General features: G+C 65.8%; 23 protein-coding genes. 13 read left to right on the forward strand and 10 right to left on the reverse strand.

What is annotated here, in order from left to right; translation table 11 throughout:
• Positions 1-24: 24 nt before the first annotated feature.
• Together guaD and J2X50_RS05745 are read right to left on the reverse strand one after the other, a co-directional pair.
• Positions 25-1,344 carry a guanine deaminase gene (guaD, locus tag J2X50_RS05740; protein WP_429092662.1) on the reverse strand — a complete coding sequence of 440 codons (1,320 nt, stop codon included), beginning with the start codon at positions 1,342-1,344 and terminating at the stop codon, positions 25-27.
• 88 nt (positions 1,345-1,432) lie between these two features.
• A complete protein-coding gene (locus tag J2X50_RS05745; RefSeq protein ID WP_429092848.1) occupies positions 1,433-2,668 on the reverse strand; it encodes a urate hydroxylase PuuD in 1,236 nt (411 codons plus the stop codon).
• 144 nt (positions 2,669-2,812) lie between these two features.
• Between J2X50_RS05745 and J2X50_RS05750 the strand changes: the two genes are divergently transcribed.
• Entirely contained in the window at positions 2,813-3,733 is a 921-nt protein-coding gene (locus tag J2X50_RS05750; protein WP_429092665.1) for a LysR substrate-binding domain-containing protein, read from the forward strand.
• A 254-nt stretch (positions 3,734-3,987) separates the two neighbouring features.
• On the forward strand, positions 3,988-4,509 hold the full coding sequence (locus tag J2X50_RS05755; protein ID WP_429092668.1) for a winged helix-turn-helix transcriptional regulator: 522 nt from the start codon (positions 3,988-3,990) through the stop codon (positions 4,507-4,509).
• Between the two features lie 3 nt (positions 4,510-4,512).
• On the opposite strand, the gene xdhC is transcribed toward J2X50_RS05755, so the two are convergent.
• The 4 genes from xdhC to uraH are packed head-to-tail and all read right to left on the reverse strand — an operon-like array spanning position 4,513 to position 9,666.
• Positions 4,513-5,457, reverse strand: coding sequence for a xanthine dehydrogenase accessory protein XdhC (gene xdhC, locus J2X50_RS05760; protein WP_429092671.1), 945 nt, complete (start codon positions 5,455-5,457; stop codon positions 4,513-4,515).
• Complete coding sequence (gene xdhB / locus J2X50_RS05765; RefSeq protein WP_429092674.1) at positions 5,454-7,814, reverse strand: xanthine dehydrogenase molybdopterin binding subunit; 2,361 nt, start codon at positions 7,812-7,814, stop codon at positions 5,454-5,456. The genes xdhC and xdhB overlap by 4 nt, the downstream gene beginning before the upstream one ends.
• 1 nt (position 7,815) lies before the next feature.
• A complete protein-coding gene (gene xdhA, locus J2X50_RS05770; protein ID WP_429092677.1) occupies positions 7,816-9,297 on the reverse strand; it encodes a xanthine dehydrogenase small subunit in 1,482 nt (493 codons plus the stop codon).
• A gap of 3 nt (positions 9,298-9,300) precedes the next feature.
• Positions 9,301-9,666, reverse strand: coding sequence for a hydroxyisourate hydrolase (gene uraH / locus J2X50_RS05775; protein WP_429092679.1), 366 nt, complete (start codon positions 9,664-9,666; stop codon positions 9,301-9,303).
• Between the two features lie 178 nt (positions 9,667-9,844).
• Between uraH and puuE the strand changes: the two genes are divergently transcribed.
• The 4 genes from puuE to J2X50_RS05795 are packed head-to-tail and all read left to right on the forward strand — an operon-like array spanning position 9,845 to position 13,244.
• Positions 9,845-11,278 carry an allantoinase PuuE gene (gene puuE / locus J2X50_RS05780; protein ID WP_429092682.1) on the forward strand — a complete coding sequence of 478 codons (1,434 nt, stop codon included), beginning with the start codon at positions 9,845-9,847 and terminating at the stop codon, positions 11,276-11,278.
• A gap of 5 nt (positions 11,279-11,283) precedes the next feature.
• Positions 11,284-12,129, forward strand: a complete 846-nt coding sequence (locus J2X50_RS05785) for a bifunctional allantoicase/(S)-ureidoglycine aminohydrolase (protein WP_429092684.1) — start codon at positions 11,284-11,286, stop codon at positions 12,127-12,129.
• A gap of 16 nt (positions 12,130-12,145) precedes the next feature.
• Positions 12,146-12,646: an ureidoglycolate lyase gene (locus J2X50_RS05790; protein WP_429092687.1), complete on the forward strand. Its 501-nt coding sequence runs from the start codon at positions 12,146-12,148 to the stop codon at positions 12,644-12,646.
• 4 nt (positions 12,647-12,650) lie between these two features.
• Positions 12,651-13,244 carry a nucleoside deaminase gene (locus J2X50_RS05795; RefSeq protein ID WP_429092689.1) on the forward strand — a complete coding sequence of 198 codons (594 nt, stop codon included), beginning with the start codon at positions 12,651-12,653 and terminating at the stop codon, positions 13,242-13,244.
• A 1-nt stretch (position 13,245) separates the two neighbouring features.
• Here J2X50_RS05795 and J2X50_RS05800 read toward each other — a convergent pair whose 3' ends face one another.
• Both J2X50_RS05800 and J2X50_RS05805 read right to left on the reverse strand, forming a co-directional pair.
• Positions 13,246-13,527 carry a type II toxin-antitoxin system RelE family toxin gene (locus J2X50_RS05800; protein ID WP_429092691.1) on the reverse strand — a complete coding sequence of 94 codons (282 nt, stop codon included), beginning with the start codon at positions 13,525-13,527 and terminating at the stop codon, positions 13,246-13,248.
• Complete coding sequence (locus J2X50_RS05805; RefSeq protein ID WP_055980024.1) at positions 13,517-13,765, reverse strand: type II toxin-antitoxin system Phd/YefM family antitoxin; 249 nt, start codon at positions 13,763-13,765, stop codon at positions 13,517-13,519. Before J2X50_RS05805 ends, J2X50_RS05800 begins: the two co-directional genes overlap by 11 nt.
• A 147-nt stretch (positions 13,766-13,912) precedes the next feature.
• On the opposite strand from J2X50_RS05805, the gene J2X50_RS05810 reads away from it, so the two are divergent.
• From J2X50_RS05810 to J2X50_RS05840, 7 genes are all read left to right on the forward strand, one after another.
• Positions 13,913-15,919 (forward strand): CocE/NonD family hydrolase, encoded by a 2,007-nt coding sequence (locus tag J2X50_RS05810; RefSeq protein ID WP_429092694.1) that lies wholly within the window; start codon positions 13,913-13,915, stop codon positions 15,917-15,919.
• 141 nt (positions 15,920-16,060) lie between these two features.
• Positions 16,061-17,644: an ABC transporter substrate-binding protein gene (locus J2X50_RS05815; RefSeq protein ID WP_429092697.1), complete on the forward strand. Its 1,584-nt coding sequence runs from the start codon at positions 16,061-16,063 to the stop codon at positions 17,642-17,644.
• Positions 17,645-17,660: 16 nt separating this feature from the next.
• On the forward strand, positions 17,661-18,620 hold the full coding sequence (locus J2X50_RS05820) for an ABC transporter permease (RefSeq protein WP_429092699.1): 960 nt from the start codon (positions 17,661-17,663) through the stop codon (positions 18,618-18,620).
• A gap of 9 nt (positions 18,621-18,629) precedes the next feature.
• Positions 18,630-19,460 carry an ABC transporter permease gene (locus tag J2X50_RS05825; RefSeq protein WP_429092701.1) on the forward strand — a complete coding sequence of 277 codons (831 nt, stop codon included), beginning with the start codon at positions 18,630-18,632 and terminating at the stop codon, positions 19,458-19,460.
• Positions 19,453-21,117, forward strand: a complete 1,665-nt coding sequence (locus J2X50_RS05830) for an ABC transporter ATP-binding protein (RefSeq protein WP_429092704.1) — start codon at positions 19,453-19,455, stop codon at positions 21,115-21,117. The genes J2X50_RS05825 and J2X50_RS05830 overlap by 8 nt, the downstream gene beginning before the upstream one ends.
• 386 nt (positions 21,118-21,503) lie before the next feature.
• The gene (locus tag J2X50_RS05835; protein WP_429092707.1) at positions 21,504-21,749 is read left to right on the forward strand and encodes a type II toxin-antitoxin system ParD family antitoxin; all 246 of its coding nucleotides are present in this window, start codon (positions 21,504-21,506) and stop codon (positions 21,747-21,749) included.
• Positions 21,739-22,041 (forward strand): type II toxin-antitoxin system RelE/ParE family toxin, encoded by a 303-nt coding sequence (locus tag J2X50_RS05840; RefSeq protein WP_429092709.1) that lies wholly within the window; start codon positions 21,739-21,741, stop codon positions 22,039-22,041. Before J2X50_RS05835 ends, J2X50_RS05840 begins: the two co-directional genes overlap by 11 nt.
• Before the next feature lie 51 nt (positions 22,042-22,092).
• Here the strand turns inward: J2X50_RS05840 and J2X50_RS05845 are convergent, their stop codons facing one another.
• Positions 22,093-23,034 carry an alpha/beta hydrolase gene (locus tag J2X50_RS05845; RefSeq protein WP_429092712.1) on the reverse strand — a complete coding sequence of 314 codons (942 nt, stop codon included), beginning with the start codon at positions 23,032-23,034 and terminating at the stop codon, positions 22,093-22,095.
• Between the two features lie 247 nt (positions 23,035-23,281).
• Entirely contained in the window at positions 23,282-24,064 is a 783-nt protein-coding gene (locus J2X50_RS05850; RefSeq protein WP_429092715.1) for a carnitinyl-CoA dehydratase, read from the reverse strand.
• Between the last annotated feature and the right edge of the window lie 39 nt (positions 24,065-24,103).

Consider the following 24,103-nt stretch of genomic DNA (forward strand, 5'->3'; position numbering starts at 1 on the left):
CAGACACCGGGCGATGACGCAAGGTCAGGCCGCCTGATCCATGGTCGACTTGGCGGGGCGGCCGGCGACATAGACCTCGACCACCGCGCGGTCGTCGCCCAGCGTCTGGAGCAGGAACAGCTCCTCGGCCAGCGTCTCGACGCGCTCCATGCGCAGCCGCATTCCGGGCGTCGCGCGGGCGTCGAGCACGACGATGTCGGCATCGGTGCCGACCTCCAGCGTGCCCACCTTGTCGGCGATCGACAGCGATTCGGCGTTGCCGCGCGTCAGCTGCCAATAGGAAGCGAGCGGGTTCAGCTTCTCGCCGTTGAGCGCGATGACCTTGTAGGCCTCGTCCATGGTGCGCAGCATCGAATAGTTGGTGCCGCCGCCGACGTCGGTCGCGGTCGCGATGCGCAGCGGCTTTTCGCGCCGCCGATAGCGATGGTAGTCGAACAGCCCCGAGCCGAGGAACAGGTTGGAGGTCGGGCAGAACACCGCGATCGAGCCATGCTCGGAGAGCGCGTCGGATTCGCGCTCGCCGAGATGGATGCAGTGGCCGAGCAGCGTGCGCTTGCCGAGCAGGCCGTAGTGTTCGTAGATGTCGGTGTAGTCGCGCGACCAGGGATAGAGCTCCTGGGTGAAGGCGATCTCGGCGTGGTTCTCCGACAGGTGCGTCTGGATGTGCAGGTCGGGATGCTCCTTCGCGAGCTGGCCCGCCATCTCCATCTGCTCCGGCGAAGACGTGATCGCGAAGCGGGGCGTGATTGCATAGTGCTGGCGGCCCCTGCCGTGCCACTCGGCGATCAGCGCCTTGGTGTCGTCGTAGCTCGCCTGCGGCGTGTCGAGCACGCCCTCGGGGGCGTTGCGGTCCATCATCACCTTGCCGGCGATGTTGAGCATGTTGCGGTCGTGCGATTCGGCGAAGAAGGCTTCGGCCGACTGCTTGTGCACGGAGCAGTAGGCGGCGACGGTGGTGGTGCCGTGCCGCACCATCTCGTCGAGGAAGGTCCTGGCGATGCGGCGCCCATGCTGGGCATTGATGAAGCGCGTTTCCTCGGGGAAGGTGTACTTGTTCAGCCACTCCAGCAGCTCGGCGCCGTAGGAGGCGATGATCTGCATCTGCGGCACATGCACGTGGGCGTCGATGAAGCCGGGCAGGATGAGGTGGGGCCGGTGATCGACCACGCTCACGCCGCTGCCCGCCTCGGCGGCCACCCGCTCGTAGGCGCCGACGGCCGCTATCCTGCCGTCGCGCATGAGCACGGCGCCATCCGCCTCATGGGCATAGGAGGCGTGGTCGTCGGCACTGTCGGGCCAGCGCAGGAAGGAGAGCGTGCGGCCGCGGAGGAGTGTTGTCGTCATGATGGAACCCTACGAGCTTTTCTGCCCAGGCGAAATCGGCCGTTTCCTCGCGGAAACGTACTTCCGGTTTCAATCCGGGTCTTCTCAGTCAGCGCAGCTTCTGCGCTTCTTCGAACCAGCTGGCGAGCATCTGGCGCTCTTCCGGCGTGATCTGGGTGACGTTGCCGGGCGGCATCGCATGGCTGCGCCCGGCCTGCAGGTAGATCTCGCGCGCATGCTGGGCAATCTGGGCGTCGGTCTCGAGCTTCACCCCCTTGGGCGCCTGGTAGACACCCTCGTAGGAAGGCGTGTCGGCATGGCACATTGCGCAGCGGCCGAGCACCGTGTCGCGGACCGCCGGGAACTGCGCCGCTGCGATTAGCGGCTGGGCGGCGGCCGCGGCATTGGCGGCGTTCTTGTCCTCGCCGGTCAGCACCTTCGGCACCGTCGACAGCCACATGATGACGATGAACAGCAGGGTGGCGGCGAGCCAGGTCCAGTGCGGGTTGCCGGCACGCTTGTGGACCGTGTTGAAGTAGTGGCGGATCAGCACGCCGATGATGAAGATGAGCGCGGCGATGACCCAGTTGAACTGCGTGCCGAATGCCAGCGGATAGTGGTTCGACAGCATGAAGAACAGGACCGGCAGGGTCAGGTAGTTGTTGTGCGTCGAGCGGGTCTTGGCGATCTTGCCGTATTTCGGGTCCGGGGTGCGACCGGCGATCAGGTCGGCCACGACAATCTTCTGGTTCGGGATGATGATCATGAAGACGTTGGCCGACATGATCGTCGCGGTGAAGGCACCGAGATGCAGGAAGGCCGCGCGGCCGGTGAAGAGCTGCGTGTAGCCCCAGCTCATGAACACGACGACGCCGTAGAGCACCAGCATCAAAAGGGTGTCGTTGTCGCCGAGGCGCGATTTGCACAGCAGGTCGTAGACCACCCAGCCGAGCGCGATCGAGGCCAGCGAAATGCCGATCGCCACCGGCACCGAGACGTCGAGCACGTTGCGGTCGATCAGGAACAGTTCGGCCCCGCCGTAGTAGACCACCCACAGCAGCGCGAAGCCCGACATCCAGGTGGCGTATGATTCCCATTTGAACCAGGTCAGGTGCTCGGGCATCTGCGCCGGCGCCACCAGGTACTTCTGGATGTGGTAGAAGCCGCCGCCATGCACCTGCCATTCCTCGCCATGGGCGCCGGCCGGCAGGTTCGCGTGCTTTCTAAGCCCGAGGTCGAGGGCGATGAAGTAGAACGACGATCCGATCCAGGCGATGGCGGTGATGACGTGCAGCCATCTGACGCCGAAGCTCAGCCAATCCCACAAAAGCGCGTAATCGTTCACCATCCGCCGTTCCTCTTCCCAACGTGGCGGCAATCTTACGACGCCGCACGCCCTGCGGAAGAGGACGGATTCGCGATGACTTTCAAAAAAATCTGGAAAATACTAGCGTATTGCCGCACGGCATAAGCCGGCTATGGGACGCCAATGGCATATCTGGACAACATCGCCGTTTTCGTGCGCGTCGTGGAGCTCGGCAATCTCTCCGCCGCAGGCCGCGACATGCGCATTTCCCCGGCTGTCGCCTCCAACCGAATCAAGGAGTTGGAGAAGCACCTGGGCGTGCGCCTGTTCAACCGCACGACGCGGCAGCTGATGCCGACCGAACACGGCACGGTGTTCTACGCCGGCGCCAAGCAGGTGCTGGATTCGATCGTCGAGGCGGAGGCGGCCGTCGCGGCGCTCTCGGGCCAGCCGCGCGGCACGATCCGCGTCACCGCCCCGCTCGGCCTCGGGCGCAGGCTGATCGCCTCGGGCATCCCCGAGTTCCACGACAAATATCCCGACATCGAGGTCCGGCTCCGGCTTTCCGACCACAATGTCGACATCCTCAAGGAAGGCCTGGACGTCGCCTTCCGGCTCGGCCTGATCGAGGATTCGAGCCTCAGGATGCGCGGCATCATGGAATGCGAGCGCGTGCTGGTCGCCTCGCCCAAATATCTGGAGCGACGCGGCGAGCCGCAGTCGCCGCAGGAGCTGGTCTCCAACAAGCACGATTGCCTGATGCTGCGCTATCCCGGTTCGCGCGAGTTCTTCTGGCTGCTGGAGACGGGCGCGGGCCCGGCCAAGTTCGAGGTCCACGGCCCGTTCGATTCCGACGACGGCGACGTGCTGACCGGCTGGGCGCTGGCCGGCCGCGGCATCGTCAACAAGCCGCGCTTCGAGGTCGAGCCCTTCCTCCGCGACCAGCGGCTGAAGGTCATCCTGCCGCAGACCCCGCCCGTTCCCGTGCAGTTCGCGGCCGTCTATCCGCACAAGAAGCTGCAGGACCCGAAGGTCCGGCTGCTGCTCGACTTCATGGCCGACCGCTGCCAACGGCTGATCAAGGACATATTGGCCGGACGCTGAGCCTGTCTTGGCCGATTACGCCGTTCGCTCGAGCCACCTCGGTCGACCACCCACACCAGGCCCGGCACGACGCCGCGCTCGCCATAGCCCGCCACGGTCCTCGCATTCGGTCGAGCATAGGCTTCGGCCGCCGGCGCTTTCGCACGCTCCAGCCCTTGCGACAGACTTCCACCAACCAGTTGCAATCACTAATCAGTTGCACGCCAGCTCAACTGATTTTATATTGCAACCAGTTTTCCGGGGAGTTCCCTTGCATGAACCAGCAGCATCGCTCGGGCTGTCCGATCAACCTCACCCTCGAGGTCGTCGGCGACAAATGGAGCCTGATCGTCCTACGCGACATGATGTTCGGCAATCGCCGCCACTTTCGCGAACTGCTGACCCAGTCCGAGGAGGGCATCGCCTCCAACATCCTGGCCGACCGGCTGAAGCGGCTGCTCGAGGACGGGCTGATCAGCAAGGCGGACGACCCCAGCCACAAGCAGAAGGCGATCTACAGCCTGACCGAAATGGCGATCGAACTGCTGCCGGTGTTCGCCCACATCGCCGCATGGGGACGTAAATGGCTGCCGGTGAGCGAGGAACTCAGCATCCGCGCCGAACTTCTGGAAAAGGGCGGACCGGAGATGTGGGACCGCTTCATGGAGGAACTGCGCGCCGACCATCTTGGCGAGCCGCTGTCGCAGGCCGCCGCCAAACGCCTGCCGGTTCGCGCCGAACTGCAGGCCGCCTATCTTGCTGTCGTGGCCAAAAATGCCACAGCTATGGCCGACTGAGGCTCAGCCCTTCGCGGCGCCCGCCAGCGCCCTCATGATCTCGGCGGCGGCGAGCGCGGCGATCACGGCGGGACGCTTGTCCTTCACCGCGCTCCCGCCGATCGGGCAGACGAGCCGGGCGAAGACCTTCTCGCTGCCGCCGGCGGTCTTCAGGAACCAGCTCCTGAACGTCGCCTTCTTGGTCTTCGAGCCGATCATGCCGACATAGGCGGCGTCGTTGCGCTTGAGCGCCTCGGCGACGATCAGGAAATCCAGCGCGTGGTCATGGGTGAGCACGACGAAGGCCGCCCCGGGCGGCGCCTCGCGCACCATCTCCTCCGGCACAGGGGTCAGCCGGGTGTCGATGCCAACGGGCATGCCGTCCAGCGCATCGGCGCGGGTCTCGACGACCACCACATTGAGCGGCAGCAGCGCGAAGGCGGATGCCAGCGCATGGCCGACATGGCCGCCGCCGAAGACATAGACATGCGGCAGGGCCGCGTCCGACGTCTCGGCCAAGGCGACCAGCTCCGCCGCGATCGCCTCGTCCACCGCGCGCACGGCGATCTCGACGCGCCCGCCGCAGCACTGGCCGATCTCCGGGCCAAGCGGGATGTCGAGGGTGACATCCTTTGTTATGTCGGCAAGTTGCCCCTCATCCCCCTGCCGGGACCTTCTCCCCGCAGGCGGGGAGAAGGAGGCCGGCATCGACGTCGACGCCCCCCTCTCCCCGTCTTTCACGGGGAGAGGGTAAGGGTGAGGGGCATCTCTCAGCATCGCCCGCGCCGCGTCGATCGCCATGAATTCGAGCTGGCCGCCGCCGATGGTGCCGAAGATGCGCTCCGGCGACACCAGCATCCACGCGCCCTTTTCGCGCGGGGTCGAGCCCTTGGCCTCGGTCACCTCGACCAGCGCCGCCGAGGGTGCTGCGTCGAGGAATGCCCGGAGGCGCCTGGCCGTCCTGCTCACTTGGCCTGGGCCGCCTCGGCCCGGAGGCGTTCGATCGCCATCAGCACCCGCTCCGGGGTCGCCGGTGCGTCGAGACGCGGGCTGATCTTGTGGTCGGCGACGCTGGCGACCGCATCCGACAGCGCCTGCAGCACCGAGATGCCGAGCGGCAGCGGCGGCTCGCCGACGGCCTTGGAGCGGTGGATGGTCGGCTCGTAGGCCTCCGACCAGTCAGTCAGCGCCACGTTGAAGACCTTCGGCCGGTCCGATGCCAGCGGGATCTTGTAGGTCGACGGCGCATGCGTGCGCAGCCGGCCCTTGCCGTCCCACCACAGCTCCTCGGTCGTCAGCCAGCCCACGCCCTGGACGAAGCCGCCCTCGACCTGGCCGATGTCGATGGCCCGGTTCAGCGAGCGGCCGGTGTCGTGCAGGATGTCGGCGCGCTCGATGACGTATTCGCCGGTCAGCGTGTCGACCGAGACCTCCGAACAGGCCGCGCCATAGGCGTAGTAGTAGAAGGCATGGCCCCTGCCCTTGCTGCGGTCCCAGTGGATCTTCGGCGTCTTGTAGTGGCCGGCCGCCGAAAGCTGGATGCGGTTGAGATAGGCCTGCTTGACCAGGTCGTTGAAGGAGATTTCCTGGTTGCCGACGCGCACCCGGTTGGGCAGGAACACGATCTGGTCGGCCGGCACCTGGTACTTGTCGGCGGCGAAGTCGGTCAGGCGCTTGCGGATCTGCCGCGCCGCGTTCTGCGCCGCCATGCCGTTGAGGTCGGCGCCCGACGACGCCGCCGTCGGCGCGGTGTTCGGCACCTTGGCCGTGGTCGTCGCGGTGATCTTCACCCGGTCGAGGTCGATCTGGAACTCCTCGGCCACCACCTGCGCCACCTTGAGGTGCAGGCCCTGCCCCATCTCGGTGCCGCCGTGGTTCATGTGCACCGAGCCGTCGGCATAGACATGCACCAAGGCACCTGCCTGGTTGGACTCGGTCTTGGTGAACGAGATGCCGAACTTGACCGGCGTAAGTGCCAGGCCGCGCTTGACGAAGCGGCTGTTGTTGTTGAAGGCCGCGATCTCGCGCCGGCGGCGCTGGTAGGACGAGCTTTCCTCCAGTTCCGCCACGATGCGGTGGATGATGTTGTCCTCGACCTTCTGGTGATAGGGCGTCAGGTTGCGTTCGCCCGGCGTGCCCATGGCATCGTAGAAGTTGAGCTTGCGGATCTCGAGCGGGTCCTTGCCCACCGCGAACGCCACCTCCTCGATGACGCGCTCGGCGCCGACCATGCCCTGCGGGCCGCCGAAGCCGCGGAACGCCGTGTTCGACACCGTGTTGGTGTAGAGCGGCGCCGACTTGGCGTGCACGTTCGGATAGAAATAGGCGTTGTCGCAGTGGAACAGCGCCCGGTCGCCCACCGGTCCCGACAGGTCGGCCGAGAAGCCGGCGTTGAGCGCGAACATGAAGTCGACGCCGAGGATCCTGCCCTCGTCGTCGAAGCCGACCTCGTAGTCGATGGCGAAGTCGTGGCGCTTGCCGGTGGCGGTCATGTCCTCGTCGCGGTCGAGCCGGACCTTGACGGCGCGCTTGTGCTTCTTGGCCGCGATCGCAGCAATCGCCGCGCACTGGTTGGCCTGGGTTTCCTTGCCGCCGAAGCCGCCGCCCATGCGGCGCACTTCAACCGTCACCGCATGGCTCGGCACGCCGAGCACATGGGAAACGAGGTGCTGGGTCTCGCTCGGCCCCTGCGTCGAGCAATAGACGACGACTTCGTCGTCTTCGCCCGGCACCGCCATCGACACCTGGCCCTCGAGATAGAAATGGTCCTGGCCGCCGAGCTTCATCCGCGCCTTCACCTTGCGCGGGGCAGCGGCGATGGCGGCGGCAGCGTCGCCGCGGTTCAGCGTCAGCGGCGAGGTGACCTGCTTGTCCTTTTCCGGATCGAGGTCCCAGATATTGATGATCGCCGGCAGCTCTTCATATTCGATCTTGGCGAGGCGCGCCGCGCGGCGGGCCTGCTCGCGGGTCCTGGCGACCACCGCGAAGATCGGCTGGCCGTGGAACTGCACCTTGCCCTCGGCGAACACCGGGTCGTCATGCATGCCGCTCGGCGACACGTCGTTGTCGCCAGGCACGTCGGCATAGGTGAGCACGTCGACGACGCCGGGAGCGGCGCGGACGGCCGAAAGGTCGACCGACTTCAGCATGCCGTGCGCGACATTGGACAGGCCGAGCCCGACATGCAGCGTTCCCGCCGGTTCCGGCATGTCGTCGATGTAGACGGCCTCGCCGGCCACGTGCTTGTGCGCGGAATCGTGGCGCTGGTCGGAATGCACGCCGCCGGTGATCTTGGCGGCCTTGAGGTTCGGTTGGTGCTGGGTCATGTCACGCAGCCTCGTATCTCGACACCGTCAGCGGCGCCTTGGTACCGGTGGTTTCCGTGTAGAAACGCAACAGCAGGTTTTTCGCTGCAAGCGCACGATACTCGGCGGTGGCCCGCATGTCGGTCAGTGGCGTGAAGTCCTCGGCGTACTTCGCCATCGCCGCTTCCACCGTAGCCTCGGTCCATGGCTGGCCCACAAGCGCCTTTTCCACCGCGCTCGCACGCTTCGGCGTCGCCGCCATGCCGCCATAGGCGATGCGGACGTCCGCCACGGTGCCGTCCTTGGCGAGCTTCAGCCAGAAGGCACCGAGCGTCGCGGTGATGTCCTCGTCGCGCCTCTTGGTGACCTTGTAGACGGCGAAATGGTCGCCCTTCGCCGGCACCGGCACGTGCACGGCCTCGACGAATTCGCCCGGTGCGCGATCCTGCTTGCCATAGGCGACGAAGAAGTCCTGCAGCGGGATGGTGCGACGGGTCTTGCCCTTGCGCAGGGTGAGCGTCGCGCCGAGCGCGATCAGCGGCGGCGGCGTGTCGCCGATGGGGGAGCCGTTGGCGACGTTGCCGCCGATGGTGCCCATGTTGCGCACCTGCTCGCCGCCGATGCGGTCGATGAGCGGTCCGAGCGCCGGGATGCGCTTCGACAGCGTCTCGAACGCCTCGGTGTAAGTGACGCCGGCGCCGATGGAGACGACGCCCTTGTCCTCGCTCAGCGAATGCAGGCCGTCGACATTGGCGATGAAGACGGCGGGCGCGATGTCGCGCATCTGCTTGGTGACCCAGAGACCGACGTCGGTCGAGCCGGCGACCACGGTGGCACCCGGCTCGGCTTCGAGCACGGCGGCGAGATCGTCGACATCGGCCGGGATGACGAAGCGGTCCCTGCCCTCGCCAACCTCGACGCGGGTGCCGTCCTTCAGCGCCTCGAGCCGGGCGATGGTCGCCTTGCGCTCGACGAGCAGCGGGTCCTTGGCCACCTTGCCATAGTCGGAGATGGCACGCGCGGCGCGCATGATCGCCTCATAGCCGGTGCAGCGGCAGAGATTGCCCTGCAGCGCCTTTTCGATCGCCGCGTCCGACGGTTCGGGCGAGACCATCCACAGGCCGTAGAGCGACATCACGAAGCCCGGCGTGCAGAAGCCGCACTGCGAGCCGTGGAAATCGACCATCGCCTGCTGCACCGGATGCAGCTTGTCGCCTTGGCCGGCGAGATGTTCGATGGTCACGACATGGCAGCCGTCGAGCGAGCCGACGAAGCGGATGCAGGCATTGACGCTCTCGTATACCAGCTTGCCGCCCGAAAGCCGGCCGACCAGCACGGTGCAGGCGCCGCAGTCGCCCTCGGCGCAGCCCTCCTTGGTGCCGCGCAGCGAACGGCTGAGGCGCAGATAGTCGAGCAGCGTCTCGGCGGGCGCAACGTCGGAGAGCACCACGTCCTCGCCGTTGAGGATGAAGCGGATCTGGTTGCGTGTCTTGACCGTCGCCATGGCTCAACTGCCCCTGTAGGTGGAGTAGCCGTAGGGGGAAATCAGCAAGGGTACATGATAGTGCGTCCGCTCGGCCATGCCAAAGCGGATCGGCACGACGTCGAGGAAAGCCGGCTTCGGCAGTTCGGTTCCCTGGCGGCGCAAATAGTCGCCGGCTTCGAACACCAGCTCGTATTCGCCGGTCAGGAATTCGTCGCCGGCAAGCAGCGGCGCATCGCAGCGGCCGTCGGAATTGGTCACGACCCTCTTGAGCAGCGTCCGCACATCGCCCTCGATATGGAACAGCGTGATCGACAGGCCCTCGGCAGGCTTGCCGGTTGCAGTATCGAGGACATGGGTGGTGAGGCGCCCGCCTTCGGCCTTTGTCATTCTCTCTCCCTGTTGGCTATGCACGCCATGACTATGGATTTTGCGCCATTTAAGGGCATTGCATAAGGTGCGGTCGAGAAGAGGCGTACAAAAAGACTTTCAAAATTTTTCGAGGGAATATCTGCCGTTCCTTTCGCTATCCTGCTCAAGTGGCAGAAAACACGGCTTTCGAGGGACCATGCGTTACGTAAGAGATATGCGCGGCTACGGCGCGAACCCACCAGACCCGAAATGGCCGGGTGGTGCCAATGTGTGCGTGCAATTCGTGGTCAACTACGAAGAGGGCGGCGAGAACAACGTCCTGCACGGCGACGCCGCCTCGGAAGCCTTCCTCTCCGAGGTCGTGGGCGCGGCCCCCTGGCCGGGCAAGCGCCACTGGAACATGGAATCGATCTACGAATACGGCGCCCGCGCCGGCTTCTGGCGGCTCTATCGCATGTTCACCGAAACCAAGGTGCCGGTGACCGTCTATGGCGTTGCCTCCGCGCTCGCCCGCTCGCCCGACCATGTCGCGGCGATGCAGGACGCCGACTGGGAAGTCGCCTCGCACGGCCTGCGCTGGATCGACTACCGCGACCATGAGGAAGCCGCCGAGCGCGCCGACCTTTTGGAAGCGATCCGCCTGCACAAGGAAGTCGTCGGCGAACGCCCGACCGGCCTCTATCTCGGCCGCACCTCGGTCTATTCGGTGCGGCTTGCCGCTGCCGAAGGCGGTTTCGACTGGATCTCCGACACCTATGACGACGAGCTGCCCTATTGGCTCGACCATGACGGCCACGGCAACGCCATTCCGCCGCAGCTGGTCATCCCCTACACGCTCGACGCCAACGACATGCGTTTTGCCACCGCCCAGGGCTTCAACTCGGGCGACCAGTTCTATGCCTATCTGAAGGACAGCTTCGACACGCTCTACCGCGAGGGTGCCGCCGGCCGGCCGCGCATGATGAGCATCGGCCTGCACTGCCGCCTCGTCGGCCGCCCCGGCCGCGCCGAATCGCTGCGCCGCTTCATCGAATATGTGCAGAGCCACGACAAGGTGTGGATCGCCCGCCGCGCAGACATCGCCAGGCACTGGCGCGCAAACCATCCCTACCAGGCGCAGGCGCTGCGCCCCTCGCGCATGGAGCGCCCGGAGTTCGTCCAGCGCTTCGGCTCGATCTTCGAGCACTCGCCCTGGGTCGCCGAGCGCGCCTTCGACCTCGAGCTGGGCCCGGCCCATGACAGCTCCGGCGGCCTGCACAATGCGCTCTGCCGCGCCTTCCGTTCGGGAACCGACGCGGAGCGGCTCGGCGTGCTGACCGCCCACCCCGATCTCGCCGGCAAGCTGGCCCAGGCCAAGCGCCTGACCGAGGAATCGACCAGGGAGCAGGCCTCCGCCGGCCTCGACGCGCTGACCGACGCCGAGCGCGCCCGCTTCACCGAGCTCAATACCGCCTATGTCGAGAAGTTCGGCTTCCCCTTCATCATCGCCGTGCGCGACAATGACAAGGCAAGCATCCTCAAGGCATTCGAGACCCGCATAGCCAACTCCCGAGACCAGGAATTCACGACTGCCTGCAAGCAGGTGGAACGCATCGCCTGGTATCGCCTCAACGACCTCCTTCCACATTAAGACCGATGACAAAACGCTCCTATTATGCGCCGAAAGGCGGCCTGCCTCCCCAGACGGACCTGATCACCGACCGCGCCGTCTTCACCGAAGCCTATGCGGTGATCCCGAAGCGCGAGTTCTCGGACATCGTCACCAGCTTCCTGCCGCACTGGGACAAGACGCGGCTGTGGGTCATCGCCCGCCCGCTGTCGGGCTTCGCCGAGACCTTCTCGCAATACATCATGGAAGTGCAGCCGGGCGGCGGCAGCGACCGGCCGGAACCGGATGCGGGCGCCGAAGGCGTGTTCTTCGTGGTCGAGGGCGAAGTGACCGTGACCGTCGCCGGCAAGAGCCACGTGCTGACGCCCGGCGGCTACGCCTACCTGCCGCCGGCCAGCAAATGGACGGCCCGCAACGCCGGCTCGGCGACCGCGCGTTTCCACTGGATCCGCAAGGCCTACGAATATGTCGACGGCCTCGACGCGCCCGAGCCGCTGTTCCTCAACGACAACGACGTCGAGCCGAACGCCATGCCGGATACCAACGGCACCTGGGCGACGACCCGCTTCGTCGATCCCGACGACCTGCGCCACGACATGCACGTCACCGTCGTGACCTTCGAGCCGGGCGGCATCATCCCCTTCCCCGAAACCCACGTCATGGAGCACGGGCTCTATGTGCTCGAAGGCAAGGCGGTCTACCGGCTGAACAACGACTGGGTCGAGGTCGAGGCCGGCGATTTCATGTGGCTGCGCGCCTTCTGCCCGCAGGCCTGCTATGCCGGCGGGCCTGGCAGGTTCCGCTACCTGCTCTACAAGGACGTCAACCGCCACATGAAGCTCGGCGCGCCGTTCGCCTCGCGCCGCGGCTGATCACCGGGAGCCGATCGTGAAGCGCATCGTCGCAAGACCCCTGACCCGCGAAAACTTCGCCGAATTCGGCGAGGTCATCGACACCAACTGCGACACGCACTACCCGATCAATGCCGGCAAATGCGAGCGCTTCCACGCGCTCGCCCGCGCCGAGGCAACCGGACCGGACGCCTGCGTCATCATCAACATCTTCAAGGGGACGCCCTACGACCTCCCCCTGAAGCTCTCGATGGTCGAGCGCCATCCGCTCGGCAGCCAGGCCTTCATCCCGCTTTCGCCGCGTCCCTATCTCGTGGTCGTCTGCCCCGACACCGACGACGGCCCGGGCGAACCGCACGCCTTCGTCACGGCGCCCGGCCAGGGCGTCAACTATCCGCGCAATCTCTGGCACGCGGTGCTGACCCCGATCGGCGAGAACCAGGATTTCATCGTCGTCGACCGCGGCGGCTCGGGCTCGAACCTCGAAGAATTCCACTTCTCCCACCCTTACGAAATCGTCCTCCCGGAAGGCTTTTGAGCAGATGGCCGAACTCTCCCTGATCGAGCGCCTGTTCGACGTCATCGAAGACGACATCGTGCCCAAGACCGCCGAGGGCGTGAAGAAGGGCAACAAGCTGTTCGGCGCGGCCCTGCTCGCCAAGGACGACCGCTCCCTGGTCATCGCCGAGACCAACAACGAGCTCGAAAACCCGCTCTGGCACGGCGAGATGCATTGCCTGAAACGCTTCTACGAGATGCCGAAGGCTGGCCGGCCGGACACCAAGGAACTGATCTTCCTGTCGACCCACGAGCCCTGCTCGCTCTGCCTGTCGGCCATCACCTGGGCCGGATTCGACAATTTCTATTATCTCTTCAGCCACGAGGATTCGCGCGACAGCTTCGCCATCCCGCATGATCTCAAGATCCTGAAGGAGGTCTTCACGCTGGAGCCGGGCGGCTACAACGCCGAAAACGCCTACTGGAAGAGTTTTTCCCTGCGCAAGCTGGTGCGCGAACTGCCCGAGGCCGACCGCAAGCGCCTGGAAGAACGCGTCGCCAGAATCTCCAAGCGCTACGACGAAATGTCGGAGACCTACCAGGAGAGCAAGGCCGACAACGACATCCCGCTGAACTAGCTCAGCGCCTGGCCGCCTTGGCATAGACCTCAAAGCGGTCCCGCCGGCCCACGGCTATGACCAGGATCACCAGCCGGCCGTCCTCCACTTCATAGACGAGGCGATAGCCGGCGCTGCGGAGCTTGATCTTGTAGCGGTCCTTGGCGCCGTGCAGCTTGGCCGAGGCAACGCGCGGGTTGTCGCAACGCTCCTTCAGCTTCTTGCGGAATTGCTCGCGCGTGTTGGCGTCGAGCGCCTTCCATTCCTTCAATGCGGTTTCGAGGAACTCGACCTCATAGGGCATCGAGATCGACCCGAATGCGCTTCTCGCCCTTGCGGGCGTCGGCGAGCGCATTGAGTTCGATATCCTCGAGCCGCTCCATCATCGCCTCGAATGCCTTCGCCGGCACGCAATAGAAGGCCGGCTCGTTCCGGTTGAGAATGGCGACGGGGAAGCCTTCCCCGGCAGCAACCGTGCCCATCGGGTTCTTCTTCAACTCGGAGACGCTGGCCGTGACTTCGGCGAGGACTGTGTTCGGCATTTTCGTAGCCCCTTTTCGAGAACTATAAATAGTACCTTTAACAGGTCTCTTCAATCTGCCGTGTCGTGCGGCCGTCGGTGACGTTTCCGCGCTAGCCAGCAACGCTGCAGGCGTGCACAAATGGGCAGGCACAAGACTGGAATATCAATGAAAACCATCACCGAGTTTCCGCGCGACATCGTCGAATTTCCCGACATGGGCATCGTCATGCCCGACGGCACGCGGCTGTCGGCGCGGGTGTGGATGCCGGCGGACGCAGACCAGGACCCGGTGCCCGCCATCGTCGAGCACCTGCCCTATCGCAAGCGCGACGGCACCACGACGCGCGACTGCCTGACCCACCCCTATTTCGCCGGCCACGGCTACGCCTCGATCCGCGTCGACATGCGCGGCAACGGCGATTCCGAAGGGCTGATGGAGGACGAATACACCGACCAGGAATGGCAGGACGCATGCGAGGTCATCGCCTGGGCGGCCGCCCAGCCCTGGTGCAACGGCAAGGTCGGCATGATGGGCATCTCCTGGGGCGGCTTCAACGGCCTGCAGGTGGCAGCCCTCCAGCCCAGGGCGCTCAAGGCCGTCATCACGCTGTGCTCGACCGACGACCGCTACGCCGACGACATCCACTACAAGGGCGGCCTTCTGCTCAACGAGAACATGGGCTGGGGCGCGACCATGCTGTCCTATTCGTCGCGCCCGCCGGATCCGGCGCTGGTCGGCGACAAATGGCGCGACATGTGGCTCGACCGGCTGGAGCACGAACCCTTCCTGCCCGGCGTCTGGCTGAGGCACCAGCGGCGCGACGCCTACTGGAAGCGCGGCTCGGTCAACGAGGACTATTCCGCCATCAAGGCCGCGGTCCTGGCCATAGGCGGCTGGGGTGACGCCTACAAGAACACGGTATCGCGGCTGGTCGGGAACCTGAAATCGCCCACCAAGGGCATCGTCGGCCCGTGGATCCACAAATACCCGCACTTCGCCGTGCCGAAGCCCGCGATCGGGTTCCTGCAGGAGGCGCTGCGCTGGTGGGACCACTGGCTCAAGGGCAAGGACACCGGCGTCGAGGAAGACCCGGCGATGCGGCTCTACGTCATGGATTCGGAGCCGCCGCGCGACTGGTATCTCGAGCGCAAGGGCCGCTGGATCGCCGAACAGCAATGGCCATCGCCGAACATCGTCGCCAGGAGCCTCTCGCTCGGCGCAGGCGGTCGCCTGGCCGAGGCCGCCAGGCTCGACGCGCCCGCGACCATCGCCTCGCCGCAGGACTGCGGCATGGACGGCGGCGAATATTGCGCGATCTGGCTCGGGCCCGAGCTGCCGGGCGACCAGCGCCTCGACGACCGGAAATCCACCTGCTTCGACAGCGCTCCGCTGGATGCGCCGATGGACATCGTCGGCAGCCCGGTGATCCGGCTGAAGCTCTCCGCCGACCGCAAACGCGCCATGGTCGCGGTGCGCCTGTGCGACGTCCAGCCCGGCGGCGCCTCGACGCGCATCACCTATGGGGTGCTCAATCTCTGCCACCGCAACGGCCACGAATTTCCCGTGGACGTGGTGCCGGGCGAGACGTTCGAGGTTGCCTTCAAGCTCGACGACATCGCCTATCGCGTCGCTGCCGGCAACAGGCTGCGCGTCGCCGTCTCGTCGGCCTACTGGCCGCTGGTCTGGCCTTCGCCGGAAGCAGTCACGCTCAACCTGCGCGAGGGCGCGATCGACCTGCCGGTACGTCCGCCCAGCGAAGGCGACGAATGGACCTTCGAGGAGCCCGAGGGTGCCAACCCATGGCAGATCGAGACCCTGCGCGAGAGTTCGAACAGCCGCAGGATCGAGCGCAATGAAGCGACCGGCAAGGTGACGCTCGCCATCGTCGACGACTTCGGCGAAATCCGCGATACCGACCATGGCCTGATCATCGGCGACGTCGCCCGCGAGACCTGGTCCATCACCCCTTCCGATCCGCTCTCGGCCCATGGCGAGACCCACTGGACGCAGACATTGTCCAGAAACGACTGGGCCGTCCGCACCGAGACCTTCACGACGATGCGCTCGGATGCGATGAATTTCCATCTCACGGGCCGCATCGAGGCTTACGAAGGCGAAAAGCTGATCTTCGAACGCGATTTCGACGAAGTTATCCCCCGCGACAGGATCTGACGCTCGCGGGCGATTGGTCCAGAAGCGACATGCCGATTGCGCCATGCGATGTCGCAATCGGTCTTGCCGCTGTCCTTACGTGCGGTCAATATCGGCATCAGAAGTCGAGCCATAACGACCGCCAGAGTGAGGAGCCTTCCAATGTCCGATGAACTGGAATTCCTGAGCCGTCATGTCGCTGTAGGCAAATTGAGCCGGCGCGACTTCCTGGGCCGCGCCGCTGCCCTTGGCGTCTCCGCAACATTCGCCAACACGCTCATGTCCAACGCCGCCAGGGCCGAAGGCCCGGTCAAGGGCGGCATCCTTCGCGCCGGCATGCAGGGTGGCGCCGCAACCGACAGCCTCGACCCGGCATCCTGGTCGAGCCAGGTTCCCTATTTCTTTGGCCGCCAGTGGGGCGAGCAGTTGGTGCAGATCTCGCCGACCGGCGAAGTGCATCCCGCCCTTGCCGAGGAGTGGGGCGCATCCGACGATGCCAAGACCTGGACCTTCAAGATCCGCAAGGGCGTGCAGTTCCACAATGGCAAGGAGATGACCCCCGACGACGTGGTGGCGACCATGGAACGCCACTCGGACGAAAAGGCGAAGTCTGGCGCGCTCGGCCTGATGGGCGGCATCGCCTCGGTCAAGACGGACGGCCAGAACGTCGTCTTCACGCTCAAGGAGGCCAATGCCGACCTGCCCTTCCTGCTCGACGACTACCACCTGATGATCCAGCCCAACGGCGGCAAGGACAAGCCCGACGCCGGCATCGGCACCGGCCCCTACAAGGTTACCGTCAACGAGGCGGGCGTGCGGCTCGGCGGCGAGAAGTTCGCCAATTACTGGCGCGACGACCGCGGCTTCGCCGACCAGATCGAGATCATCGTCATCAATGACGCCACGGCCCGCACCGCGGCGCTGCAGGGCGGCCAGGTCGACATCATCAACCGCGTCGAGCCGAAGATCGTCGAACTGATCAAGCGCGTGCCGGGCGTGGTCATCCGCAACGTCGCCGGCCGCGGCCACTACGTCTTCATCGCCCACTGCAACACCGCCCCCTTCGACAACAACGATCTTAGGCTGGCGCTCAAATACGCGCTCGACCGCGAGGAGATGCTGCAGAAGATCCTGATGGGCTACGGCTCGGTCGGCAACGACACGCCGATCAACAAGGCCTATCCGCTGTTCACCGAGATGGAGCAGCGCAAGTACGATCCCGACAAGGCGGCCTTCCACTACAAGAAGTCCGGCCATTCCGGCTCGGTGCTGCTGCGCACTTCCGACGTCGCCTTCCCGGGTGCGGTCGACGCCGCCCAGCTCTACCAGCAGAGTGCAGCCAAGGCCGGCATCACCATCGAGGTCAAGCGCGAGCCCGGCGACGGCTACTGGTCGGAGGTCTGGAACAAGCAGCCCTTCTCCGCGTCCTACTGGGGCGGGCGTCCGACGCAGGACCAGATGTATTCGACCGCCTACTACTCCAAGGCCGACTGGAACGACACGCGCTTCTTCCGCGAGGATTTCGACAAGATGCTGTTTGCGGCGCGCGCCGAGCTCGACAAGGACAAGCGCAAGAAGATCTACGCCGACATGGGCCAGATCGTCCGCGACGAAGGCGGGGTCATCACGCCGATGTTCAACGACTTCATCGACGCCACCAGCGCCAAGGTCGGCGGCTGGGTCGACGACGGCAACCAGGAGATGATGGGCGGCTACGCACTGTCCAAGTGCTGGCTCAACGCGTGAGATCGGCCACGCCCGCATGTCCACTCCGATTCTGAAACTGATCGCCCAGCGCATCGCGCTGGGCCTTCTGCTGCTTCTGGCCGTTTCGGTCCTGATCTTCGCCGGCACGCAAATCCTGCCCGGCGACGTCGCCCAATCCATTCTCGGCCAGTCGGCGACGCCGCAGGCGCTCGCCAATTTGCGCGAGTCGCTCGGCCTCAACGATCCTGCCTATATCCGCTACTTCAGGTGGCTGGGCGGGGTGCTGACCGGCGACCTCGGCACGGCGCTCTCCAGCCGCCAGGACATCGCCACCGCTATCGGCGGGCGCCTCAAGAACACCCTGTTCCTCGCCTTCTGGGCGGCGATCGTCTCGGTGCCGCTGGCGATCCTGCTCGGGCTGCTTGCGGTGCGCTACCGCAACGGCTTCATCGACAAGGCGATCTCCGGCCTGGCGCTGGCCTCGACCTCGCTGCCGGAGTTCTTCGTCGGCTACCTGCTCGTCTATTTCTTCGCCGTGAAGTGGCAGATCTTCCCCGGCATCTCCACCGTCTATGACGGCATGCCCTTCCTCGAGCGGATGAAGGCGATCGCCCTGCCCGCCACGGCGCTGACCCTCGTGGTACTCGCCCACATGATGCGCATGACGCGCGCGGCGATCCTCAACGTCATGCAGTCGGCCTACATCGAGACGGCCGAACTCAAGGGGCTTTCGCCCTTCGACATCATCCGCAAGCACGCCTTCCCCAACGCGATCGCGCCGATCATCAACGTCGTCATGCTCAACCTCGCCTTCCTCATCGTCGGCGTCGTCGTCATCGAGGTGATCTTCGTCTATCCCGGCATGGGGCAGTACCTGGTGGACCATGTCGCCAAGCGCGACGTGCCGGTGGTGCAGGCGGTCGGGCTGATCTTCGCCGCGGTCTATATCGGCCTCAACATGGTCGCCGACATCGCCGCCATCGTCGCCAACCCGCGCCTCCGGCACCCGAAATAGGACGGCGCCATGCGAGACCTCAAACGCATTCCCATCGGCGCCTGGATCGGCTTGATCCTGACCGCGCTGTTCCTGGTCGCGGCCGTCTTCGCGCCGTGGGTCGCACCTTATGGCAAGGCCGAAATCGTCGGCGACGTGTGGGCACCATCGAGCGGCCAGTTCCTGCTCGGCACCGACAATCTCGGCCGCGACCTGCTCTCGCGCATGATCTACGGCGCCCGCACGACGATCTTCATCGCCGTGCTGGCAACCGCGCTGTCGTTCTCGCTCGGCTCGATCCTCGGCTTTACCGCAGCCGTCGTGGGCGGCTGGTTCGACACCACCATGTCGCGGCTGGTCGACCTGCTGATGGCGATCCCGACGCTGATCTTCGCGCTCGTGGTGCTGTCGGTGCTGCCCTCGACGATTTTGACGCTGATCCTGGTCATGGGCATCCTCGACGCCACCCGCGTCTATCGCCTGTCGCGGGCGGTCGCCGTCGACATCAACGTCATGGACTTCGTCGAGGCGGCCAAGCTGCGCGGCGAGGGCAAGGGCTGGATCATCTTCCGCGAGATCCTGCCAAATGCGCTCTCCCCGCTCGTCTCCGAGCTCGGCCTGCGCTTCATCTATGCGGTGCTGTTCCTCTCGGCGCTATCCTTCCTCGGCCTCGGCGTGCAGCCGCCGGACGCGGACTGGGGCGGCATGGTCAAGGAGAACAAGGACGGCATCGTCTTCGGCATCCCGGCGGCGCTGATCCCCGCCGCGGCGATCGCAGCACTCGCCATCTCCGTCAACCTCGTCGCCGACTGGGTGCTCAACCGGACGACTGATCTCAAGGGAGGGCGCGGCAATGGCTAGGACACCCAGGCCGGCAGCCGGTTCGGACATGCTGCTCGACATCCGCAACCTCCGGCTCGAGGCCAAGGTCTACCCGCCCGGCGAGGCGCCCAGGACGATCACGCTCGTGCACGACGTCTCGCTCAGCCTGCATCGGGGCAAGGTGCTCGGCCTGATCGGCGAATCCGGCGCCGGCAAGTCGACCATCGGGCTGTCGTCGATGGCCTACGGCCGCGGCGGCGTGAAGATCACCGGCGGCGAGATCATCCTCAACGGCCGCGACATCCGCAAGGCCGGCACGCCCAGCGTCCGTGCCCTGCGCGGCCGCGAGGTCTGCTATGTCGCGCAGTCGGCGGCGGCCGCCTTCAACCCCGCCCACCGGCTGATGGACCAGGTGGTCGAGGCCTCGGTGCTGCACGGCGTCTGCAGCCGCGAAGAGGCCGAGAAGCGCGCCGTGGCGCTGTTCAGGAAGCTCAGCCTTCCCGATCCGGAAAACATCGGCAAGCGCTTCCCGCACCAGGTCTCGGGCGGCCAGCTGCAGCGCGTCATGACCGCCATGGCGCTGTGCTCCGAACCCGACCTGATCGTCTTCGACGAGCCGACGACCGCGCTCGACGTCACCACCCAGATCGACGTGCTCGCCGCGATCAAGGAGGCGATCCGCGACACCGGCGTGGCAGCCCTCTACATCAGCCACGACCTCGCCGTGGTCGCCCAGGTCGCCGACGAGATCATGGTGCTCAGGCACGGCAAGCTGGTGGAATGGGGCGGCACGCGCCAGATCATCAAGGAGCCGCGGCAGGAATACACCACGGCCCTTGTCTCCGTGCACGAGATCGCGCACGAGGAGAAGAAGCCGGACGCGGCCCCCTTCCTGTCGGTCAAGAACGTCACGGCGGCCTATGCCGGCGGCAGGATCAAGGTGCTGAAGAACGTCTCGGTCGACGTCCTGCCCGGCCAGACGCTCGCCGTCGTCGGCGAATCCGGTTCCGGCAAGTCGACGCTGGCGCGCGCCATCACCGGGCTTCTGCCGCCCGAGCAGGGCAGCATCTCCTTCGCCGGGCGCACGCTCGCCAACCGCCTGTCCGACCGCACGCGCGACGACCTGCGCGAGCTGCAGATGATCTACCAGATGGCCGACGTGGCGATGAACCCGCGCCAAACGGTGGCGACCATCATCGGCCGGCCGCTGGAATTCTACTTCGGCATGGGCGGCAAGGAGCGCGACGCACGCGTCGCCGAACTGCTCGACAAGATCGAGCTGGGGCGCGGCTTCGCCGACCGCTATCCGGCCGAGCTTTCGGGCGGGCAGAAGCAGCGCGTCTGCATCGCACGGGCGCTGGCCGCCAAGCCCAGGCTCATCATCTGCGACGAGGTCACCAGCGCGCTCGACCCGCTGGTCGCCAACGGCATCCTCAAGCTGCTGCTCGAGCTGCAGCAGGAGGAAGGCGTCGCCTACCTCTTCATCACCCACGACCTGGCCACGGTGAAGTCGATCGCCGACTCCATCGCCGTCATGTATCGCGGCGAAGTGGTGCGCTACGGGCCGAAGTCCCAGGTGCTCGAGCCGCCCTTCGACGCCTATACCGACCTGCTGCTCTCGTCTGTGCCGGAGATGGAGATGGGCTGGCTGGAAAAGGCCATCAAGGGCCGCAGGATGGCAAGCGCGGGGAATTGAGGGGTGCGCAACAACATTCTTGTGTAAGTCGCGCCCCTTCCCACCCCCCTCTGGCCTGCCGGCCATCTCCCCCACAAGGAGGGAGATTAGTCACGTCCGCGGCGGCGCTCATACTGCGGGCTCGAACAATTGTGCTTGCCGAGCAGCCCCTTGCGAAGTTGGTGATTATGGCCGGCTTCGACGAAGGCCTGATCTCCCCCCTTGTGGGGGAGATGGCCGGCAGGCCAGAGGGGGGTGGGAAGAAATGAGGCGCTACTTGCCGAACCTCACCACACCCACGCGCCGCGTCCGAGCGCGGCGACCGCATCGACGATACGGGTGAAGCTGGCCGGTCGTGCAACATTGCCGAATTTGGCAACGATACCAATTTTTGGTATCGTCTTGCCATGAACAAGAACACCTCCATCTCGCTCGGCCAGCATTTCTCCGATTTTGTCGACAGACAGGTCGAGGATGGCCGCTACAACTCGGCCAGCGAGGTCATCCGGGCGGGTCTGCGGCTATTGGAAGAACATGAGCTGCAGGTGGCCCGGTTGCGCGCTGCCATCATCGAAGGCGAGGAAAGTGGCCCCTCCAAACCGCTCGAAGTCGAGACATTCCTAGGCCGGATGCGAGCCGGCCATGGCCGATAAGCGCCTGCTCTTCTCACCGGCAGCCGAAGCGGATCTCGAACAGATCTGGCGCTACACCGCTAGCCAGTGGAGTCAGGAACAAGCCGACCGATACGTGCTGCAAATTCACGGTTGCGGCCTGGAGATAGCGGCAGGCAGGCGCAAAGGCCGATCCCTTGCGAGTATCCGTCCCGGCTATTTCAAGGCGAATGTCGGATCGCATCTTGTCGTCTACAGCATTGTAGGCGACGCGGTAGACGTCGTCCGTATTCTTCACCGGCGCATGGATATCGAGGCTCGGCTGGACGAGTAGTTCCGAACCCGCGAATGCGCATGTGCCCAACCTGCTGCATCCGGCCGAGCCTCACCACACCCACTCCGCTCGCCCCAGCACGGCGACCGCATCGACGATGCGGGTGAAGCTGGCGCGCGCGCGGCCGACGGTGTGACGGGCGCGCAGGTAGCCGTGCACCAGCCCCGGTTCCTCGTGCCAGAACGCCTTGCCGCCGGCGGCGACCACGCGTTCGCCATAGGCCTCGCCGTCGGAAGACAGCGGGTCGCATTCGGCGGTGATGATCACCGTCGGCGGCAGATTGCAGAAATCGGCGTCGGCGAGCGGCGTAAGCGTGATGTCGCCGGTGCGGTCCTCGCCGCCGGTGCGTATGTCCCTGTAGAATTCGACGTCGCGCATGGTCAGCATCGGCGCCTCGGCGTGACGGACATAGGAGCCGCGCGACTGGTCGCCGCCCAGCCCGGGATAGATCATCACCTGCCCGACCGGTCGGCGCTTGTGGCCGCGCGTGGCGTGGCTGACGGCGGCGGCGAGGTTGCCGCCGGCGCTGTCGCCGACGAGCACGATTGGCTGAGCGTAGTTTTGGATCGCCCATTCGAACGCGGCCATGGCGTCGTCGAAGGCCGCCGGATGCCGGTGCTCGGGCGCCAGCCGGTAGTCGACCGACACGACTTCGCAGCCGGTGCGGCTGCAGAGTTCGGCGCAGACATCGTCATGGCTGTCGAGCCCGCCGACCACGAAGCCGCCGCCATGAAGATAGAGCACCACCGCTTCCGGCGTCTTGCCGGCTGCCCTGTAGATGCGGATCGGGATTTTCCGCCCCGGGACGGCGATGGCCGTCGTCTCGGCTGCAACGCCCTCGGGATAGCCGGCGAAGAACTCGCGGCACATGCGGTCGTAGATCGCGCGCTGCTCGGCGATGGTGTAGTCGATCGTGTCGGGCGGATAGTAGGAATTGGTCCGCTCGATGAAGGCCCAGGTTTCGGCGTCGATGAGTTTGGCGTAATCGGTCATTGGTGCTGACTCCGGCATGAATTGCACTCTACGTTGCCCCCCTCTGGCCTGCCGGCCATCTCCCCCACGAGGGGGGAGATCAGGCTGCCGCCGACGTCGCGACCAATCGCAAGCTTCCCAGATGTACGCCGCGTTGCGAAGCCGAGGAGCTTGGCGCGAGGCCGACGCGACTGATCTCCCCCCTCGTGGGGGAGATGGCCGGCAGGCCAGAGGGGGGGCGCGAGAGAACGCAGTCATCTCCACGAACCTACTTCCCCTTCCACACCGGATCGCGCTTTTCGGCGAATGCCTTGAAGCCCTCGAGATTGTCCTCCGAGGCGTAGAGTTCGTCCACCGTGCGGAACTGGCGCTTGGTGATGCGGTTCATAGTTTCCTGAAAGCCCATCACCTCGGCCGCGCGCGCCACCTCCTTGATGGCGGCGAAGACCAGCGGCGGGCCGCCGGCGAGCAGCCGGGCGATCTCCCAGACGCGGTCCTCGAGCTTGTCGGACGGCAGCACCTCGTTGACCAGGCCCCAGCGATGCGCCTCGGCCACGTCCATCCAGCGGCCGGTGAGCAGGAGGTCCATCGCCACGTGATAGGGAATGCGCTTGGGCAGCTTGATGGTCGCCGCATCCGCCAGCGTGCCGGCCTTGATCTCGGGCAACGCGAAGCTCGAATGTTCGGAGGCGTAGATCAGGTCGCAGGACAGCGCCAGCTCGAAGCCGCCGCCCACCGCCATGCCGTTGACGCAGGCGATGACCGGCTTGTTGAGGTCGCGCAGCTCCTGCAGCCCGCCGAAGCCGCCGACGCCATAGTCGCCGTCGACCGCATCGCCATTGGCGGCGGCCTTGAGGTCCCAGCCGGCGGAGAAGAACTTCTCCCCCGCCGTCTTGACGATGGCGACGCGCAGCTCCGGATCGTCGCGGAAGGCCTTGAAGGTTTCGCCCAGCAGCCGCGACGTCGCGAGATCGATGGCGTTCGCCTTGGGCCGGTCGAGCGTGACCTCGAGGATGGCGCCCTCGCGGCGGGTTTTCACGACGTCGGACATTTTTCCCTCCATTGCCCTCACTCACCCTTGGCCTGGATG

It is taken from the genome of Aminobacter sp. BE322 (genome assembly GCF_050433525.1).
GTDB lineage: Bacteria > Pseudomonadota > Alphaproteobacteria > Rhizobiales > Rhizobiaceae > Aminobacter.